The following is a 19,294-nucleotide window of genomic DNA, read 5'->3' on the forward strand; positions in this document are numbered from 1 at the left end:
GGACCTCCTAGTTCGCATTGGAAGCGACCACTTTGACCCGTGACCATAAGTCGGCAATCACTTTACGTGATTTATCATTGTAGCCAAAGACTTCATCTTTTGCATAGCTTGAGCGGGGCGTATAGGCTTCAACGCCTTTAAACGTCGTTTTCGCAAGTGTCTGTTCAACCTTAACGACTGGCGAGGTGTAACCAATATACTTGGAGTTGGCTTTCGCCACTTTATAACTATTGATATAGTTCATGAATGCATAAGCGAGTTTTTCATGACTGCAGGTTTTTGGTAAAACCATCGCATCCACCCAGATATTTGTTCCTTCTTTTGGCATATAGAAACGGACATTTTTATTTTGCGTGGTCACCGATGCCGCATCGCCCGAATAGACTAAACCTAACGCTTTACGCGCTTGCGCCATGTTATCGATAATTTCATCCGTGACGATTTCAGGTTTCATCGTTTTGACGACTTTCGCTAACCAGTTATAAGCAGCCTTTAATTGTTTGGTGTTGCTGGTATTCATTGAATAGCCTAAGGCTTTTAAAGCCATCATAAAGGAATCACGTTCACTATCATACATGTAAATATCGCCTTTGTATTTCTTTTGTAAGAAGATACTCCAGCCATAGCGATCTAAATCCGCCTTTGACACTTTGCGTTTGTCATACGAGATTCCCACACTGCCCCAGAAGTAAGGAACAGAATATTTATTGCCCGGATCATAAGCAATATTCAGAATATCTTTATTGAGCGAGGCTAAGTTTTTAGAAACCTGTTTCTGATCAATCTTCTTTAACAGATGTTCCCCAATTAATCGCTGAATCATATAATCACTTGGAATGAGAATATCATAGGCTTCTTTATTAGCGACTTTGATATACATCTGCTCGTTTGAATCAAAGTTATCAATAACCACCGAAGCACCGGTTTTATCTTCAAAGTTTGAGACTAAGTCTTCATCAATATATTCCCCCGGCATATAAATATGTAAGGTCTGTCCGGAATAAGGCTGATTGCCATTGCTTCTTAAGCCATAAACGCTGGCGACAAGAAGCGCACAGGCGGCCACAGCGATCGTTACCTTTGGCCAGACTTTGCGCTGTTTCATTTCCCCTTCTGGCGCATTTTCACGCGCTTTTTTCGCCATCATTGGGGCGATGTTGACAATCGTTAAAATAATCGTAATAAGAATAACGACAACCGTTGAAATGGCATTGACGCTTGGATTGACACGCTTACTCATCGTATAAACCATGATTGATAGGTTTTTCACTCCACGGCCAGTAACGAAGTAAGAAATAATAAAGTCATCAAACGACATCGTAAAAGCAATGAGAGCGCCAGCGATAATGCCTGGCATAATTTCTGGCACGATGACGCGAGTAATGGCATAAGATGGCGTTGCTCCTAAGTCCATCGCCGCATCCGCTAAGTTAGGATCCAGGGCGCGCACCCGCGGCATCACACTTAAAATAACATAAGGGATACAAAAGGCAATATGCGCTAATAATAAGGTCACAAAACCTTTGGGCACATTGAACGTAATAAACAGTAACATGAGACCAATCGCCGTGACGATATCCGGGTTCATTAATGGGAAATCATCCATAATACTAATGAAACGGCGAATGCGTCTTCCTGACTGTGATAAGCCAATCGCTGTAACCGTGCCGACGATGGTTGAGATCGCGGTCGCTAAAAAGGCGATAATAACAGTCACATAAAGGGAGTTCATCATCGAATGGTTCTTGATCATCGCCTGATACCAGCGTAAGGAAAAGCCAGTAAAATGGGTTAATGACTTGGAACTATTAAATGAGAAAACGATCATAAAGAGGATCGGCAGATAAAAGAAAATGAGAATCAGCGTCATGAGGACGGTGCCAAAATAGCGTTTTTCTTTTTTCATTAAGCTTCCTCCTTCCCAGCGCGACGATCAGCGAGACGTACTAAGTACATTGAGATCATCATAATGACCGCCATAATCATGGAAATAGCGGAACCAAAGTTCCATTCACCAACGGTAATAAACTGGTTTTCAATGACATTCCCAATTAAGAAATACTGTCCGCCGCCTAATAACTTCGGAATGAAGAAGGAGCTGACAGCTGGCAGGAACACCAGTGTAATCCCCGATACTACCCCAGAAATTGATAATGGCAGAGTTACGCGTTTAAAGGTTTCTCGTTTATTGGCCCCTAGATCAGCTGCCGCTTCAAGCAATGAATGATCCATTTCTGATAACGAGGTCTGAATCTGTAAAATCATAAACGGTAAGAAGTTGTACACCATCCCAATCAGAACGGCTGTCTCGGTATAGAGGATGTTGACATTTTTAAAGCCTAGCAAATGCAGGAATGAAACGATAATGCCATCATTCGATAATAAACCAATCCAGGCATAAGTACGAACTAACATATTGATCCACATTGGTAAGGTAATCAGTAAGACGAGTTTACGCGCTAACTTTTCGCCGGAACGGGCGATAAAGAAAGCAATGGGATAACCAAGTAATAAACAAATAATCGTCGTTTTAACGGCAATCCATAAAGAACGTCCTAGGATCAGTAAGAAATCCGCATCCGTAAAGAAACGAGCATAGTTATGAAACGTCATTTTAAAAGGTAAGATGGCATTGCCCTGCTTCATGACCGAATAAAGTGCAATCAGCAGCATCGGCAGCAATAACATCAAAACCGCCCAAACCACATAGGGAATGACTAACTGTTTGAATTTTTTCATTTAAAAGCCCATCTTTTCCATGACATGGATCATTTCTGGTTCGAAGGTTAAGCCGACTTCTTTGCCTTCTTCTACATATTTGGTGGTATGAATTTTAAATTCACGCCCGGTCGTCGAGAATGTGACGGGATAAACGCCTTCCTTAATCGTTTCCTGATCAAAATCGTAATCAACGAACAGTTCAACCGTTTCATCCTCGTTATTTAATTTCCAGGCCTGGGCATTGGCCCATACCATTAAATCGGTATCTAAAGTCATCGATTCCTGAATTTCATCAGTTGTTTTAAAGAAGTTAAAAGCGGAAATCGCTTCATTGGCCTTTTTATTTTCAACGACGCGCTGGTCGATGACACGGATCTTACGAGTGACCGATAAGCCTGATGAAGTGGAGAATGTGACATGATATTCGCCAACTTCCTGTTTAAGATCGGTATCTACTTTCGCAATCGATAAATAGTCATCACTTGTTAAACTCCACGCCTGCGCATCAGCACGGGCAATGATTTCTTTCTCATCAATTCCTTCCATATCTTCTAAGTCTAAGTAGAAATCATTGGCAGAAATGGCTTCATCATCTTTTTTCACGACGTTCGCATTTTTATTCATCACATGCATATTGACGGTAACAGTGGTTCCGGGTACGGTTTCCACCATAATTTCATAATGGACCCCTTTAAATAAGACGGAAAGCACTTCCCCAGTTAATTTTCCCTGATCTTTAGGGACGATTTCAATATCTTCCGGACGTAACACAACATCGACTTTTTCATTGTCTTTAAAGCCGACATCAACACAGTCAAAGACCTGATCATCAAATTTCACTTTCTTATCTTCTACCATCACGCCAGGAATAATATTGGATTCCCCAATAAAGGAAGCAACGTAACGGTTAACCGGTTCATTGTAGATATCTTCTGGTGAGCCGACCTGTTGGATTTCACCATCTTTCATAATGACAATCTTATCCGACATCGTTAAGGCTTCTTCCTGATCATGAGTGACAAAGATGAAGGTAATGCCGACTTCCTGCTGGATACGCTTGAGTTCATACTGCATCTCTTTACGAAGGCGCGCATCTAAGGCTGATAGTGGTTCATCTAATAATAATACCTTTGGTTCATTAACGAGCGCGCGAGCAATCGCGACACGCTGCTGCTGACCGCCGGACATTAAGGTAATATCTTTCTTTTCATAGCCTTCTAACCCAATCATTTTTAACATTCGCATAACTTTCTGATCGATGACATCTTTCGCTTCTTTCTTAATCTTTAAGCCAAAAGCGATATTGTCATAGACATTCATATGCGGGAATAAGGCATATTTCTGAAAGACGGTATTAAGTTCACGCTTATAAGGAGGCAGATCTTTAATATCCTGACCATTTAATAAAACGGCGCCTTCGGTCGGTTCAATAAAGCCGCCTAAAATACGAAGTAAGGTTGTTTTTCCACAGCCCGATGGACCAAGCAGGGTCACAAATTCATTTTCATAAATATCCAGGTCAATTCCTTTAAGGACGACCTGATCATCAAAACTTTTCACAATGTGCTTAAATTCAATGATTTTCTTTTTTTCATCCATATCGCATTTCCTCTCTTAAAACATAGGGGGATTGGTAATCCATAAGACGCGCACGTCCTGATCGGTCGGATTGTAGAGATAATGACTTTTCTTACCAGAAATATAAAAGACTTCTTTCGCTTTCACCTTATACTGATGATCGCTCACCAAGATGATCCGCCCCTTGAGCACATAGCCGAACTCTTCGCCGTTATGCGACGAGATCACACTGGTTTTCTGGTGCGGTTTGATGGTCACGATAATCGGTTCCATGGCATTTTTCTGGGCATTGGGAACGATCCATTCGATCGTTTCATTGTCCCGCTTATCGACGAAAATATCTTCTTTTTTAAAGACCACCTGTTCTTCTGGCTCTTCCGAAAAAAATTCCGTTAAGTTCGTCCCTAACGCTTCCAAGATATTTTCTAAGGTTGTAATATTCGGGCTTGTAAGATCCCTTTCTAGTTGTGATAAAAAGCCTTTTGTCACTTCACAGCGGCTCGCTAATTCTGATAATGTTAAATCATTGCGTAATCTGAGTTCTTTAATCTTATGTCCAATCTCCATATGTCTTCCCTGTTCTAAGTTTAGTTAATTAAACTATTTGTTTATTTATTTAAACCTCTATTATTATACACACTCTTGCCGCATTTACAACAGTCCTTACCGCTTTTTTTCAAAAGCTTTACTGCTTCTTTACACAGCTCCTCATCAGTCCCTTTTTGACAGTAATACCTGCTTTTCTTCTTGAAAGTAAAATTCGGTGTTATAATGAAAAGGAAAGGAGTGAAGTGTATGAAAAGAATTCCTAATTCAACAGATGACTTTAAAACAATGATCGATAAAAATATGTATTTTGTCGATAAATCCATGCTCATTGAGCATATTATGGATGATCAGATTTCTTTGATTCCAAGGCCGCGACGTTTTGGAAAAACACTGAATATGAGTATGTTAAAGTATTTTTATAGTATCAAAGAAAAAGATAATGCCTATTTGTTTCATGATCTTAAAATCACTCACAGCATTGCTATGAAAGATCAAAATCAATTTCCTGTCATAATGCTTACATTGAAAGATATGATTGGAGAAGATTTCGAAAGCGCACTTTATGATTTTAAGTTTAGTGTAGCCCATTATTTATCAATGCATCAGGAACTTTTACATTCCTCAAAAATTGATGCGAATACCATGTACCTTTTACAGTCTTATTGGAATCGTACGGCAAATGATAAAGATTACGAATTATCTTTATATACACTTTCAGTTGCTCTTTACCAGCATTATGAGAAAAAGGTTATTATATTAATTGATGAATATGATGTTCCATTACAAAATGCTTATGCATTTGACTTAAAGTATCATGACTCAGAATACACTTTTTATAACAAGATGGCTCTTTTTTTTAAAATCCTTTTTTCAAAAACTTTTAAATCGAATCTCTTCTTGGAAAAAGCTGTTCTTACAGGATGCTTACGCATTGCGAAAGAAAGTATTTTTACAGGTATGAATAATTTAGAAGTTCATTCTATTTTTGATAACAATACAGCGACTGACTTCGGCTTTACACAGGAAGAGATCAATTCCTTACTCCAGGCCTTTTCGCTAACGCAATACAGCCATCAAATCAAAGACTGGTACGATGGCTATCACTTCGGTAAAGCAGATATCTATAATCCCTGGAGTGTTATGAATTACTTAAAAAATATCAATAACGGCAACACCACAAAGCCAATTTCTTATTGGGCTAATACGAGTGGGAATGATATTATTTATCACTATATTTCAAAAGCTGATGCTTCTATGAAGCAAGAATTTGATGCCCTTGTTAACGATCATCCGATCGTCAAGGAAATCCATGGCGATTTAACATATCGTGAGTTAGATTCTATTGATCATATTTATTCATTTTTACTTTTCACAGGCTACTTAAAATATCAAAAAGAAGTCCGCAGTGGTTGCTATGAACTCTCCATTCCTAATAAGGAAATCAAGGAAATTTATACAAGGACTTTTAATCAATGGTTTAAAGAAGAGAAAAGAAGTTATGGGCCAAAGATTTTAAATGCTTTTCTGAGTGGTGATCCAAACGAAGCGTCCTTACTTCTTAACGCGTTTATGAATAAAACGATAAGTTACTATGATACGCTTAATGAAAACTCTTATCATATGATGTTAATTGGCTTACTAAGCTCAGTAGAACTCGTATCTAACCGTGAAGCGGGATTAGGTCGCTTTGATATTGCCTATATTCCTGGCGATGTTTACAGTACGGCTTTTATCATTGAATGTAAAGTCGCGCCTAGTGATCAAAAGCGCCAAGACAGTGCTCTCACCGCTTTATCGCAGATAAGAAATAAGGGCTATGCCCAATCTTTGAAGAGGCAAGGCTATCGAAAAATCCACTGTTACGGCAATGTCATTCAGTTAAGCATTTTTTGAGCCAGTTCACTCAATTCTACTTGAGTGGCCTGGCTTTTTTATTTTTAAAATAATGCAAAAAAGACTTGACAAGCAAAATTCCGGAATAAATTCATAATCCGAAGGAAATTGTAGGAGGATTTTTACTTATGATTTCTAAACAAGATAAAGAACGAAATTTTGATTATGAAACGGAGGCTTGTGCTTTTAATACTACCCCCGAAGGGGTGAATTTGGCATTGGAAAAATCGATTAAGATGGTTACAGACAATATTGCATGTTATGTTATTGATCCTGTATCTGATATGACAAGAAGCCGTAAAGTTCCAGCTGATATGATTATTAGATTTCTCATTCACAAGGAAGGAAAATCCATCAGATCTGAGATTTGTGAGCAGATGCCTGAAGGTATGGAGTTTCAAGCTTCAGCTTTCTGCATGCAGAGATATAAAATAAAGCCTAATGCATTTAACAGAGTAATGACGCTTTTCAATCAGACTATCAAACCTAAGAACACATTTAATGGCTACTATATCATTGCCTGCGATGGCTCCGACTTGAACATTCCTTTTATGAAGGATCATCCTGAGTTAATCGTTAAAAGCAAAAAAGGAAGGGATTTTTGTCAGATCCACCTCAATGCTCTTTATGACTGCCTTAATGGAGTCTATTGGGACGCAGAAATGACAACACCTAACAAAAAAAGAGAACCTGGTGCTTTGATTACTATGACTGAAAGAAAGTATTACCCAGAAAAATCAATTATTGTATGTGATAGAGGATATGTTTCATACAAACTGATGGCTGATTTTATTGAGAAAGGACAAAAATTTGTGATTAGGTCTAAGGATATTAATATCCGTAGTTCAATCCTAAAAAGATTTGATTTGCCAGATGAGGAATTAGACCAGGAAGTCAGCGTTACACTGACAAGAAGCAATAAACGTTATAATAGCGATCGAAAAAAATATGCATTGGTCAATTCAAATATCGATTTCCCACAAATTGATACATGGAGTAATGATGATTACGTAATAAGCTACAGAGTTGTCCGCATAAAGCTTGATGATGAAAACTTTGTAACTCTTGTCACTAATTTAAGCAAGGAAGAAATACCGTTTGAGTATATGAAAGAGCTCTACCATTTAAGATGGTCTCAAGAACAATCATTTTTTAATTTGAAATATAGAATAGGTTTAAAATATTTCAATTCAAAGAAAGTTGATGGCATACTGCAAGAAGTATATTCGAAACTTATCATGTTTAACGTAACAAGTGTTATTACGAATAGTGTTGATATTCCTGATATGAAAGCTGAAGAGTATGAGAAAAACAAAAAAAGAGTTGCACACAAAACGAAGGCAAACTTTGCCGTCGCAATCACCAATGTACATCTCTTTCTTAAGGGAACTATTTCTGAAAAAGGACTCATAAATAGAATCAAGAAATTTGTAATCCCAATCAGACCTGGAAGATCATTCACTCGAAAAATAAGACCCCAGTCACTAGCTCCTCTGAACACTAGGGTATCATAATTTTTCAAAATCTCAAGAATAATTAGGAAATTAATAAATATAGGGATATTATGCCAAATTACATCAATTTACTTAGGATAAAGCTAAATGAGCAAAATCAAAAAAACAGACCATGAGAATTGGATCATGTTTCGCATTCTCACAGTCTGAAACTTTGGTTAACTGAATAGCCGGTCTCAGCTTTTTCAGATCATTCGTCGCAATTTCAGCTTAATTGAATGACATTGCTGTTACGGCGTATCATTTTATAAAAAGAACGCATCAATTGTCATAGATGAATAAAGGACATTGAGTTTTTGAGACTCAATGTCCTTTCGCTTATTTTAATAAATCCTGATAAGCAATGATCTTGGCGCCATTTTGACAGGCATCGCATAAGCAATGTTTTTCCCCCGCTGCTTTGGCTTTTTGACCGGCTTCAATCATGCCTGGCAACGCGTCACCAAAGATGTTTTTCGCAGCGTCGCTGCCCACAAAGCCAAGATAATCATCAATGCTGCAGACATCTTCCTGCGCCTCTTTGATAAGCGCCTTGGCCGCGGTTTTTTCATCCGCAGTGCCGACGGCTGTTAAATAGTGTTCGCACGCTTCTTTGAGCTCTTCACAGCAGCTATCGGCGTCTTTGGTTTTCTCAATACACGTTAATAATTCTTCTTTTGTCATTGATATCACTCCTTTTCACGATATTCTTCCGGTACTTTATAAACGACCGGCGTTTTTAATAACTGGATCAGCTGATCCTGCGTCTTTTCCATTTCCTCACTTAACTTTGCCACCTGCTTATCTGCTAATAAGTCAGGAATTTGTTTTGGCATGCCCGCGCGGGCAACGCGACGCAGCCCGCCCGTGACGTTATAACAGTCATTCTGCTTAGCGATATACGCTGGCGTTGTGACATCCATCATCTGATCAATAATCGGAATAATTTCTTTGCCGTTGTAAGTTTCGACGATGATATTCATCGCGTCGCAGCGTTTCACTTTTTTCATTTCAGTGACTGGTTCGACAAAGGCATAATGTTTATACACCCCTGACTCTTCATCATAAGTGACTTTATCATGCTTATTCATTGCATCCTGGGAATGGGGTAAAACATTGAAATCTTCCGGTGCTTTGAAATAGCCATCTTTAATCACCACTTCTTCCTCATCATCATAGACATGATTCATCATCTCCGCACTATTGATTTCATCAAAGCGATACTCATGGCCATTGATGATGACAATGCCAAGTTTAAAACTGATTGCCACATGGTAGCCATAATCTTTAAACATCGATGCTTTTAAGCGCTTAAGTGTTTCTTCTCGCTGACTATACAAGGACGCAATGGTGTTTTTATAATTCTGTATTTCAATACGCCGATTCATATTGGTTTCTTTACGCACGCGTGACATAATCCGATCATGATAAAGCGGATCGGTTTTAAAGCGATAAGGCAAGCCTTCTTTCTTTAAGGTTCGTAAATACTTCAGATAAGCGAGGCTGCAGCCTAATTTAGTCTTATGCTTTTCACTAAGCAATTTCATCTGATAGTCCTGATTGAGCATATCGATGATAATCATTTCCTGCTCCTCTGAATCCAAACCTAAGCGTCGGCGAATGTTGAGATAGCCATGAATGAGGTATACGGCAATAATCAGCACTACTCCTAAAAAGATATAAGAAATAAGGGCATTTCTAAAAAGCAGTGAAATGAGTGTACAAAGTACTAAAAGGCCTTCGAGAATCGTCATCAGCTTGAGCGTCATCGTCATACTTAACATATAATGACGACGCTGCGAAGCGGACAAGCGATCAATAGGTGTTGATTCATCTTTTTCAAAATCTGTCTGAGCTAATAAATCAGCCAATTCATCATGGTGATAATCACATTGCGGGCATTTTTCAGAAATGCCCTCGGGGCTGTACACTTGTTCAAGTGGTGCCCCGCATTTTGGACAGGTCTGCATCTAATCCCTCCTTAATTATCGGCATAGTTATCGACAAACTGGGCTTCACCATCAAATAAGCCATCATAAATGGTAATCGAACCTAACGTTCCTTTAGAACGTAAGCTGCCGCCATCTAAGTAGGCGCTTTGGACTTCCCCGTTATTGAGGAAAGTCCCTTTACGGATATCAATCATGCCCGCAGACTTCGCATTCGTCGCATGACCGCCTTGTAAAATAATGGTATCACACTGTCCATTATTAGTCAGTGTCCCCTGGTTATAAACCGTATCGATATAGCCGTTATTGACTAATGAGCCCGTGGAACGGACATCACGATCACAGCTTGCTTCATTATCTAAAGTACCTTTATTAAGGACCGGCACATCTAAGCTGCCATGACCATGGCTGTCGATGACTTTAACCTGACTTAAAATCTTTAAGCCGCCTTCATGAATACTCCAGCCATTTAAATCAATGGTGATGCTATGACGGGTATTGGCAATTTCATAAAGATGATCGCCAAAGACATCATGACTTAAGACAATTGTGACATCCTCATCACTGTTATTAGCCGCTTCAATAGCTTTCGTTAACGAACCATAGTAATGCGTATCAATCTTGGCGACACTATCAATGGCATCGTTGGTTCCTTGATAAGTCCCGCTCGTTAAAATCACATGTTTGATTTCACCCTGGTCATCAACGGCGCCGTTATTTTGTGATAAGGTCACAATCACACCGGTATTGCTTAAAGAACCATTTTCAATGGTCGCATCGTTGATGCGTCCTTTATTGACAGTTTCGCCAGCATCCTGATGATAGAGATCCAAATCACCATTTTCACCATTGGTGAAACGACCGCTATTGCGGACAATCGCCATCTTGCCAGTATTTTCGGTTTTTTCATTATTGATGAGTTCGTTGATCGTACCATGGTTAACGAGTAAATCATTATTCTTCACTTTCCGTAAACGGCCTTCGTTACGTAAAGTGGCATCATTGACGATGAAGCCATTGACTTCGACATCAATTCTTAATGTGCCCTTATTTGAAATCTCATTATCAATATGCGAACCGACGCCCTGACTATTGGCTAAAACCACATCATTGATCGTCGTAATCGAAGCACCATGCATGCTGTAATGATTCAAATCAAGGGTTAACTGGGCATTTTTATTCGTTAATAAGAGATCTTTATCTAACGTGACATCTTTATTCAGGGTCATTGTCACATCTTCTGTGGCCGCCATGGCCTGTTCTAACAATTCATCAAACGTCGCATAATAGGTGGATGCAATAGAGCCCTGCGCGTTGGTTTCTTTCACTTCACCCGTGAAATGACCGCCGATCGCTTCTAAATGATCGACCACTTGTTTGGCGATGATCTGACCGCTTTCCTGGGTGATTGTCTGAATGACGCCGTCACTATCGACATGGCCCTGCATCATATGCAGATGATTGATCATGCCGCTGTTTTTAATCGTCCCTTTAGATTCCAAGTTTTCAATAACCCCATTTTTATTATTCATTAAATCAATCTGGTTATTGAGCTGATGAATCAGACTATTGTTTTCAATGCGCTGGTAGTTCATCACCTGATCGATTTCCCCATCATTCGTCATCGTGCCATTATTTGTGACTAAAGCCGTTAAATGACCACGGTTATTAAAGTATGAGGTATTCGTTAAGGACCCTTGCGCTAACACTTCGAGACAAAGTGTGCCTTTATTGACTAAGGCATTTAATAAGGCGCCGTGATGCTGACTATCTACAATCCGCACATCATTGGCGGCGGTTAATTCAGCCCCCTGCATCTTATAGCCCGCTAAGTCAATCATCAGCGATTCCTGATGATGCATCGTTAACGGCGAAGCTACCGCAATATCGCCGCAAAGCGTAATCGTATGGGCGATGTCCGCCTTTTCTGAGCGGAGCAGCGCGTCTTCGAAAGTTGGATAATACGTGGCATCAATGCGCGCTAAGGCATTGGTTTCTTCCACCGTGCCGTTAAATGTTCCGCCGGTAATCGTTAAGCTGCTTACTTTACCAGTTGAGATACTTTCCCCATCATTCATAACGAAGTTAGTGATCTCTCCTTCATTGCTTAACTTACCGCTCTTCATGACAAGCGAAGAGGTAATCCCGATGTTATCAACGAGTCCTTCATCGAAGGTGATATGTTCAATGACGCCTTCGTTAGTAAGTTTCTTTTCATTGATGACTAACGCCATATGACTCTTATTGAGCAGCGTTGCCCGGTTTTCCACCTGACCATTGACAGCGCCAATGTTGACAAACTCTTCATAGTTTTTGATCTCTTTATTAAGAATAATGCCATTGGTGAACTGACTGCGGTTTTCAATCGTATTTTCAACGCTGGCATCTTCATCAGAAACGAAAGAGACAGGATCGACAATCTGTAATGGTGCCCCAGTCATATTGTGACCATGAAAATCAATCGTCAGCTGATGATGACTTGTCACTCCTAAATCTGTTGGATAAGCAATCTCAGTATCACGATCTAAGACTAAGGTGACATCCTTTTCACCATCCGTCGCCGCTTTTAAGGCATCAGTGAATAAGCCATAATACGTTTCTTCAATATGGGCCGCATTGCTCATATCCTTAACCTTGCCGGTAAAGGTGCCGGCTTCCATTGTCACATTCTTGACTTCACCGGTATTGATCGCCGTGCCCGATACTTCAAAGAAGTTTTGCACGTAGCCTTCATTTTCAACATCACTTTCTTCCCCATTTAAGGTCGCAATATGGCCTTTATTTGTAAGAATGGCATGATGTAAATCTGCAGATTCAATGGCTGCGCCTTTTTCGTTAGTCAGTTTCCCATCGACGATGACCCTCGCTAAGTGCTCTTTATTAATGAGCTGACCATGCACTGAGACTTCATTGTCTAATGATGTTTCATTTGTTAAAAGGCCAGTGACATCAATCAGATTGGCAATCGTTCCTTCACCCATGAACGTAACTTCGCTAGCGACAGTTAATGATGCACCGCTTAACTGGTGTCCCGCTAAGTCTAAGATGACCGCTTTTTCAGTGTTATAGAAAAGAATATCTTTCTCTAATTCCACATCATTGTTTAAAATCACTTTGACACCTTCACGGGTATGGTTCGCACTATCAATGGCTGCTGAAGCGAGCAAGTAATAGTTCGTTAAAATCTTCGCCTGAGCGTTAGTCTGAACAGGTGGATTGCCTTTAAAGACTACCATTGTCCCTGCCATTTCTAAATGACTGACTTCACCAAAGTTCGTGACGGAACCATCCTGCTGGGCGATCGTCGCAATATGACTGCCGCCGCCATTGATCAGACCGCCGCCATTTAAGGTCAGTTTTTCAATGGAACCATTATTATCTAAAGTGCCTTCATCCTGATGGATCGATGCAATAATGCCTTCATTGGTGAGGGAGCGGGTATTGACTACTTCATTTGCTGAGCCATTGACAGTTAACTTTTCACTGTTGGTGATTATTCCTTTCACATGGCCATCAAGCATGAATGTCCCCGTATTCGTCACATTTTGTTCAAATGTCGCATTGGCCTTTAAAGTGCCTTTATTGACAACGTTATTGCCAATTGTCCCGTTGACAATCATGGTGTCATGATCACAAGTAATCGCCCCGCCATCTAAACGATGTTCATCTAAGTCTAACGTTAATAAATGAGACGCATTATCTAAGATCAGATCATCTCCAACCACGACATCATTATTAAGCGTCACAGTGACATCTTCCTGCGCCTTTGATGCGGCCTGCATCGCATCTTCTAAATAAGGGTAGTAAACATCATCAATGCGGGCTAAGGCATTGGTATCTTCAACGCTGCCTTTAAAAGTGCCGCGGCTTAATAATAACGTATGAACCGTCGCCGTATTAAAAGACTGCCCGCCTTTTTGGGTAATGCGTGATAAAGTGCCGGCATTATGTAAGGTCCCTTCATCTAAGATCACATCGGTCATTAAACCTTCATTACGGGTTTCCCCAGCCGTCTGGGTAAAGGCCTGAATCGTCCCTTTATTATCTAAGGTCGCGCGGTTAATAAGGGATTCCACGCTGTCTTCATTGACCATCTTGCCACGGTTATTGACCGTCCCATTCATTTTCTTTTTATTAATGAGGGTGCCTTCATTCATCACTTCGCCAGTTGTTAAAACTTCACTTACCAACGTACCAGTATTGTATAAACCATTGGTGATTTTGCCATAACCAGTGAAATGCACTTCATTTTTGAGGGTTAATAATTCCCCTACAACATTAGACTGATTGGTATTTAAAGTGATGACATGATCAGGATTACCGATCGTTAACTGATCTAAGACCTGCGCATGATCACGTAAAGAGACTTCGGTATCTTCATCCGCTTTATTGGCATCTTCGATCGCTTCATTTAATCTTGCATAACGGACATCTTTAATCGCCGCAATGGCATTGCTGACCTCTACTGGGCCAACATAACGACCGGCTTCCATATCCAAGTGTTCAACCTGGGCTTTATTTTCGACTTCCCCGCCAAACTGTTTTAAAGCGACGACGCGGCTATGGTTGGTTAAAAGCCCTTTATTCATAAAGAAATGGGCAATGAACTTCTGGTTATCACAAGTTCCATTATTTTGCACGATTTCATCAATATGGGAGGCATTGATAACTTCCGCCGTATTGGTGATTTTCTTTAAAATCGCTTTATTAAGGAAGTGACCATTGTTTGCAACCTGCGCCACTGTTCCCTGGTTGTCACAATCGCCATTATTAATCAGACTCGCTACCATGCCATAGTTGAGCACTTTTTCTTCATTGGTCAAAGCGCCATTCATATTCGTCTTTAACACCAAATCACCTTTGTTGATGATACGGTTTTTAATCGTCCCATCCATCGATACAAATTCAACTTTGTAAGAGGTCGTCAAAGGACCGCCAGATAAGGAATATTTCCCTAAATCGATGATAATCTGATGATCGTTAGCGCCAATCGATAATGGATTGTTAATAATCACGCCATCAATAACCGAAACAGTCACATCTTTGTCGGCGTTATTGGCGACATCAATAGCTGCCTCAAAGGTTGGATAATAATCCTCATCAATATGGGCTGGCGCATTGGTGCTATGTAAACGGCCATGGTAAGCGCCGGCTGTTAAATTAAGGGTATCCACTTCACCCGTGTTGGTAACGGCGCCGCCGCTTTCGCTTAAGTAATGCACATCACCGCTGGTGGTGAGCGTGCCGGCACTCATCTGATCATTACGGATCAGCCCTTCATTCGTGAGTGTTCCGCCATTTTGTACAAGCGCATCAATAATCGCATCTTCATGGTTGGTCACTGTGCCAATAGTTGTGAGGGTCTTGAGGGACCCGCTATTTGTCAGGGTGCCTTCATTATTAACGGCATTGAGCGTGCCGTTATTAAGTAAAGTCTTCTTATTTAAAATAGCCGCTGAGCAGGTATCTAAAATCGTTAAAGACCCATCATTGATCATGTCGCCATCCATGAGCGCTTCTAGCGTTGCTTTGCCATGGTTGACAAAAACATTATTGACGCGGCCTTCTCGCAGGGTGAATCGGCCATTATTGGTAATGCGTTCCCCGCTTAGCGTATGACCGCCTAAATCAAAGGTTAAAAGGAATTTCGTTTCAGGAATGATCCATTCTTCTTTGAGCGTTAAATCATCAATTAAAGTGACGGTTGCAGGTTTCTGAGTCTTTAAGGCCGCCATAATGGCTTCTTTCACCTGCGCATAATAGGTATCCCCTAATTTCATTGGCGCATTCGTGGATTCTAGTTTGCCGGTAAAGACTCCATCTACTATTTCTAAGTGACCGACTTCACCGCTGCTCTTAATTTTCCCGCCTTTTTGCGAGATCACTTCAATGACGCCGCTGCTGTCAAGTTTTCCTTTACCCATCGCTAAATTGCGAATTGTGGCCTGATTGTCACAAGTGCCTTCTTTCATCACTAAGGTATCGATTTCCCCGCTATTGGTAAAAGATTCTTTATTGTCTAAACGCCCCATCGTGCCTTCATTGATCGCTTCACTTAAGTTGCGAACATAACCGGTCATCGTGGCCTGGTTAACGAGGGTGGACTGGTTTTCAATGTCATTATCAACCGTTCCATGAACAAAGGTCACAGGCGTCAAAATGAGCAGTTTTTCCCCGCTTAAAGTATGATCATTTAGGGCAAAGGTAATTTTGGCCTGCTTATTGCTTAAAGTCAGCGGCTGTTTGATTTCTAAGTCTTTCACAAAGCCAACCGTCACGTCCTGCTCTGCTTTGTTCATATCATCAATAGCCCCTTCTAAGCTCGTATAATAGGCATTATCAATTTTGATATTTGCGTTCGTGACTTCCGGATTATGCCCTTCGACTTCAACGCGTTCATTTTCAATCGTCAAATTGTCAATCGCACCCTGGTTATTAATTTCTCCAGCGTTATGGATCACCTGAGAAATCGTCCCTTTGTTAAGGACTTCCCCGCTGCGCATCTGCAGTGAAGTGATGACAAAGCCATTTTCAATGGTGCCGGTATTGATGACTTCATTAATATTAGCATCATTGATTAAGGTCCCGGAGTTATCTAAGGTGGTCATTAATGGAGCCTTGTTTTCTAAACGGCCGGTATTAATAATCGGACATTCAAAGGCGCCCTGTTCGCCAGAGTTATCAAGGCAAACCTGGGTTTTGATGGATAAAGGTCCGCCAGTGACCGAATGGTTATTGAGATTTAAGGTCATCAGTGCTTTAGGCGCTAAGACCCACTCCTTTTCAATACTGTAATCCATTAATAAAGATAACGTGCAGTTGTTTTCATTGGTAATCGCCGCCTCCAAGGCTTCCTGAAAAGTCATGTAATGGGTTTTGCCAATCATCGCTTCCGAGTTGATAACTTTCGCTAAACCAGTGAACGTCGCCCCGGCTTCTAGCACGGCTTTATTGACTGTGCCATGGTTATTGACATTGCCGGCATGGACGATGACATAAGGCATTTCGCCATCATTAATAATCTTGCCAAAACATTCCACGCTCTTTGTCGCGTCAGCGTCAAAGCGGAGCATCCCTTTCTCCCGGACAATGAGATTGGTAAATAAGGCGCCAGCTTTCTTTTCCGATGAGTTGATAATGGAAACATCGCTGCAGATTTCGATATCTTCACCCGATACTTCCTGACCATGAATATCTAAAACCATCGGCGCCTTAGGATTATCAATGACCAGAGGTTCTTTTAACTTGGTTTCTTTATACAGCGCGACAGTCACTTTTTCACTGGCTGTCTTGGCCATATCAATGGCTTCAAAAGCATCGCCAAAATATGTATCGCCAATCGCGGCTTTACATTCTACGGCTGCCACTTCGCCCTGATAATGTCCCGCTAAAACGGTAACGTTACGAATTTCGACCGTCGAATCCGCTTCGCCGCCGCGGACATACAGATAATCCATTTCCCCTTCATTATGCACTTTCCCTTCAGAAATGAGGGTATCGGTGACTTCCCCTTCTTCATTATTGATGAGGGTGCCAAAGTTCGAGTTGGTTCCGGCCATTAAGCCATCATTGATAACCGTGCCTTCATTGTTGATGTTGCCGGAAACGGTCGATTCAATATGTAATTCACCGTCATGTTCCACGGCAATATTTGATAAAATATTGCCTTTTTTACGTTTTGAGGAATCGATGACCATCACCTTAGAGGCAATATTGATCGTCCCATTGAGGAAGGTTTTGCCATTCATATCAATGGTGATCGCAACATCAGGATTTTTGAGGGTCACCGTTTCTTTTAAAGTCGAACGTTCATGAACGAAGATGGTGAGATCTTCATCGGCCACATTGGCATCTTTCGCGGCGCTCGCTAATGAACCGTAAACAACATCGCCAATAGAAATGACATAATCAATATGATCTAAATCCCCATGGTAAGCGCCGCCGCGCAGCGTCCCTTTGGTAATGACCCCGGTGTTATGGACAACGCCATCTTCACCGATCAGTTTATCGACCGTGCCGCTATTCATAAAATGCCCGGTGTTGGTCAACACGCCAGCAACTTTAGCGTAATTCTTTAAAGTGCCGCTGTTGGAAACATCGGAAATAATGGCTCCGCCCCCTACGCTATCGCGAATGGTCGCATGACCTGAAAAACTTAATGTATGTTTAAAAACCTGATGACCGTTTAAATCTAAAGTAAGATCGCTATCGCTGTTAGCGATCGTCTGGAGCGGCACATCACGTAAAAGTGTAATCGTTTCACCGTTTTGCACGGTTTCCATCGCTTCTTTAAGCGTTAAATAATAGGTGGCACCGATTTTCGCTTCCGCGTTCGTCGCATCGGCTTGCACTTCCCTATTTTCATTTTGGTTATTGATATTGTTTGCATCCATTTTATACAATCACTCTTTCTCTCGTTTTTATTGCTAGAACCATTATATAGGTTTTTGACATTTTTTTAAATGGATAGAGGAAAATAACTTGACTCTTGCTTTTAAGTTGTGTACAATTTAATTGCAATCAATCAAGGAGGTAATGTTTATGACATTTTATGATTACAGTGTAAAAAATAATAAAAATGAAGATGTATCGATGAAAGACTTTGCTGGGAAAGTTGTTTTAGTTGTTAATACGGCAACTGGCCTGCGGCTTTACCCCACAGTACAAAGACTTAGAAGACATGTATGAAGCTTACCATGATCAGGGCTTAGAAATCTTAGATATCCCATGTAACCAGTTTGCCGGTCAGACGCCTGGCACGGATGAAGAAATCCATGAATTCTGTACTTTAAAATATCATACCCAGTTCCCACAGATGAAAAAATCTGATGTGAATGGTGAAAATGCTCTTGATCTTTATAAATTCTTAAAATCAAAGCAAGGCTTTAACGGTTTTGGCAAAGGTCCTAAAGCTCTGATGATGAGCGCGATGTTAAAGAAGATTGATAAAGATTATAAGAACAACCCAGAAATTAAATGGAACTTTACGAAATTCCTCGTCGATCGTGAAGGTAACGTCGTGGCGCGTTTTGAACCAACGGCTTCAATGAACGATGTTCGCGCAGCCGTTGCAGGCTTATTATAAAGAGAAATCACACAAGCAATTGTGTG

The 19,294-nt window shown here is 40.7% G+C and carries 11 protein-coding genes; 4 read left to right on the forward strand and 7 right to left on the reverse strand.

The genetic code is table 11. From position 1 onward, the window contains the following. Positions 1-7 precede the first annotated feature (7 nt). Genes SG0102_RS11060 through SG0102_RS11075 form a run of 4 tightly spaced genes read right to left on the reverse strand, consistent with a single transcriptional unit; the run spans position 8 to position 4,866 of the window. A complete protein-coding gene (locus SG0102_RS11060) occupies positions 8-1,906 on the reverse strand; it encodes an extracellular solute-binding protein (RefSeq protein ID WP_125119977.1) in 1,899 nt (632 codons plus the stop codon). Next, positions 1,906-2,739, reverse strand: a complete 834-nt coding sequence (locus SG0102_RS11065; protein WP_125119978.1) for an ABC transporter permease — start codon at positions 2,737-2,739, stop codon at positions 1,906-1,908. The genes SG0102_RS11060 and SG0102_RS11065 overlap by 1 nt, the downstream gene beginning before the upstream one ends. Beyond that, positions 2,740-4,320, reverse strand: a complete 1,581-nt coding sequence (locus SG0102_RS11070; RefSeq protein ID WP_125119979.1) for an ABC transporter ATP-binding protein — start codon at positions 4,318-4,320, stop codon at positions 2,740-2,742. Between the two features lie 15 nt (positions 4,321-4,335). Continuing rightward, on the reverse strand, positions 4,336-4,866 hold the full coding sequence (locus SG0102_RS11075; protein ID WP_125119980.1) for a cupin domain-containing protein: 531 nt from the start codon (positions 4,864-4,866) through the stop codon (positions 4,336-4,338). Positions 4,867-5,094: 228 nt separating this feature from the next. On the opposite strand from SG0102_RS11075, the gene SG0102_RS11080 reads away from it, so the two are divergent. Next, entirely contained in the window at positions 5,095-6,741 is a 1,647-nt protein-coding gene (locus tag SG0102_RS11080; protein ID WP_162300202.1) for an AAA family ATPase, read from the forward strand. Between the two features lie 128 nt (positions 6,742-6,869). After that, complete coding sequence (locus SG0102_RS11085; protein ID WP_125118177.1) at positions 6,870-8,255, forward strand: IS4 family transposase; 1,386 nt, start codon at positions 6,870-6,872, stop codon at positions 8,253-8,255. A gap of 318 nt (positions 8,256-8,573) precedes the next feature. On the opposite strand, the gene SG0102_RS11090 is transcribed toward SG0102_RS11085, so the two are convergent. From SG0102_RS11090 to SG0102_RS11100, 3 genes are read right to left on the reverse strand one after another with little or no spacing between them, the layout of a single operon-like run. Beyond that, the gene (locus SG0102_RS11090) at positions 8,574-8,918 is read right to left on the reverse strand and encodes a hypothetical protein (RefSeq protein WP_125119982.1); all 345 of its coding nucleotides are present in this window, start codon (positions 8,916-8,918) and stop codon (positions 8,574-8,576) included. A gap of 5 nt (positions 8,919-8,923) precedes the next feature. Continuing rightward, positions 8,924-10,204 (reverse strand): zf-TFIIB domain-containing protein, encoded by a 1,281-nt coding sequence (locus SG0102_RS11095; protein ID WP_125119983.1) that lies wholly within the window; start codon positions 10,202-10,204, stop codon positions 8,924-8,926. Positions 10,205-10,215: 11 nt separating this feature from the next. Then, entirely contained in the window at positions 10,216-18,576 is an 8,361-nt protein-coding gene (locus SG0102_RS11100; RefSeq protein ID WP_125119984.1) for a hypothetical protein, read from the reverse strand. Between the two features lie 148 nt (positions 18,577-18,724). Here SG0102_RS11100 and SG0102_RS15990 point away from each other — a divergent pair, with 148 nt between their 5' ends. Together SG0102_RS15990 and SG0102_RS11105 are read left to right on the forward strand one after the other, a co-directional pair. Beyond that, the gene (locus SG0102_RS15990) at positions 18,725-18,871 is read left to right on the forward strand and encodes a hypothetical protein (RefSeq protein ID WP_269461195.1); all 147 of its coding nucleotides are present in this window, start codon (positions 18,725-18,727) and stop codon (positions 18,869-18,871) included. Next, on the forward strand, positions 18,864-19,268 hold the full coding sequence (locus SG0102_RS11105; protein WP_269461196.1) for a glutathione peroxidase: 405 nt from the start codon (positions 18,864-18,866) through the stop codon (positions 19,266-19,268). Before SG0102_RS15990 ends, SG0102_RS11105 begins: the two co-directional genes overlap by 8 nt. Positions 19,269-19,294 lie beyond the last annotated feature (26 nt).

It is taken from the genome of Intestinibaculum porci (genome assembly GCF_003925875.1).
Classification (GTDB): Bacteria; Bacillota_I; Bacilli_A; order Erysipelotrichales; family Coprobacillaceae; genus Intestinibaculum; species Intestinibaculum porci.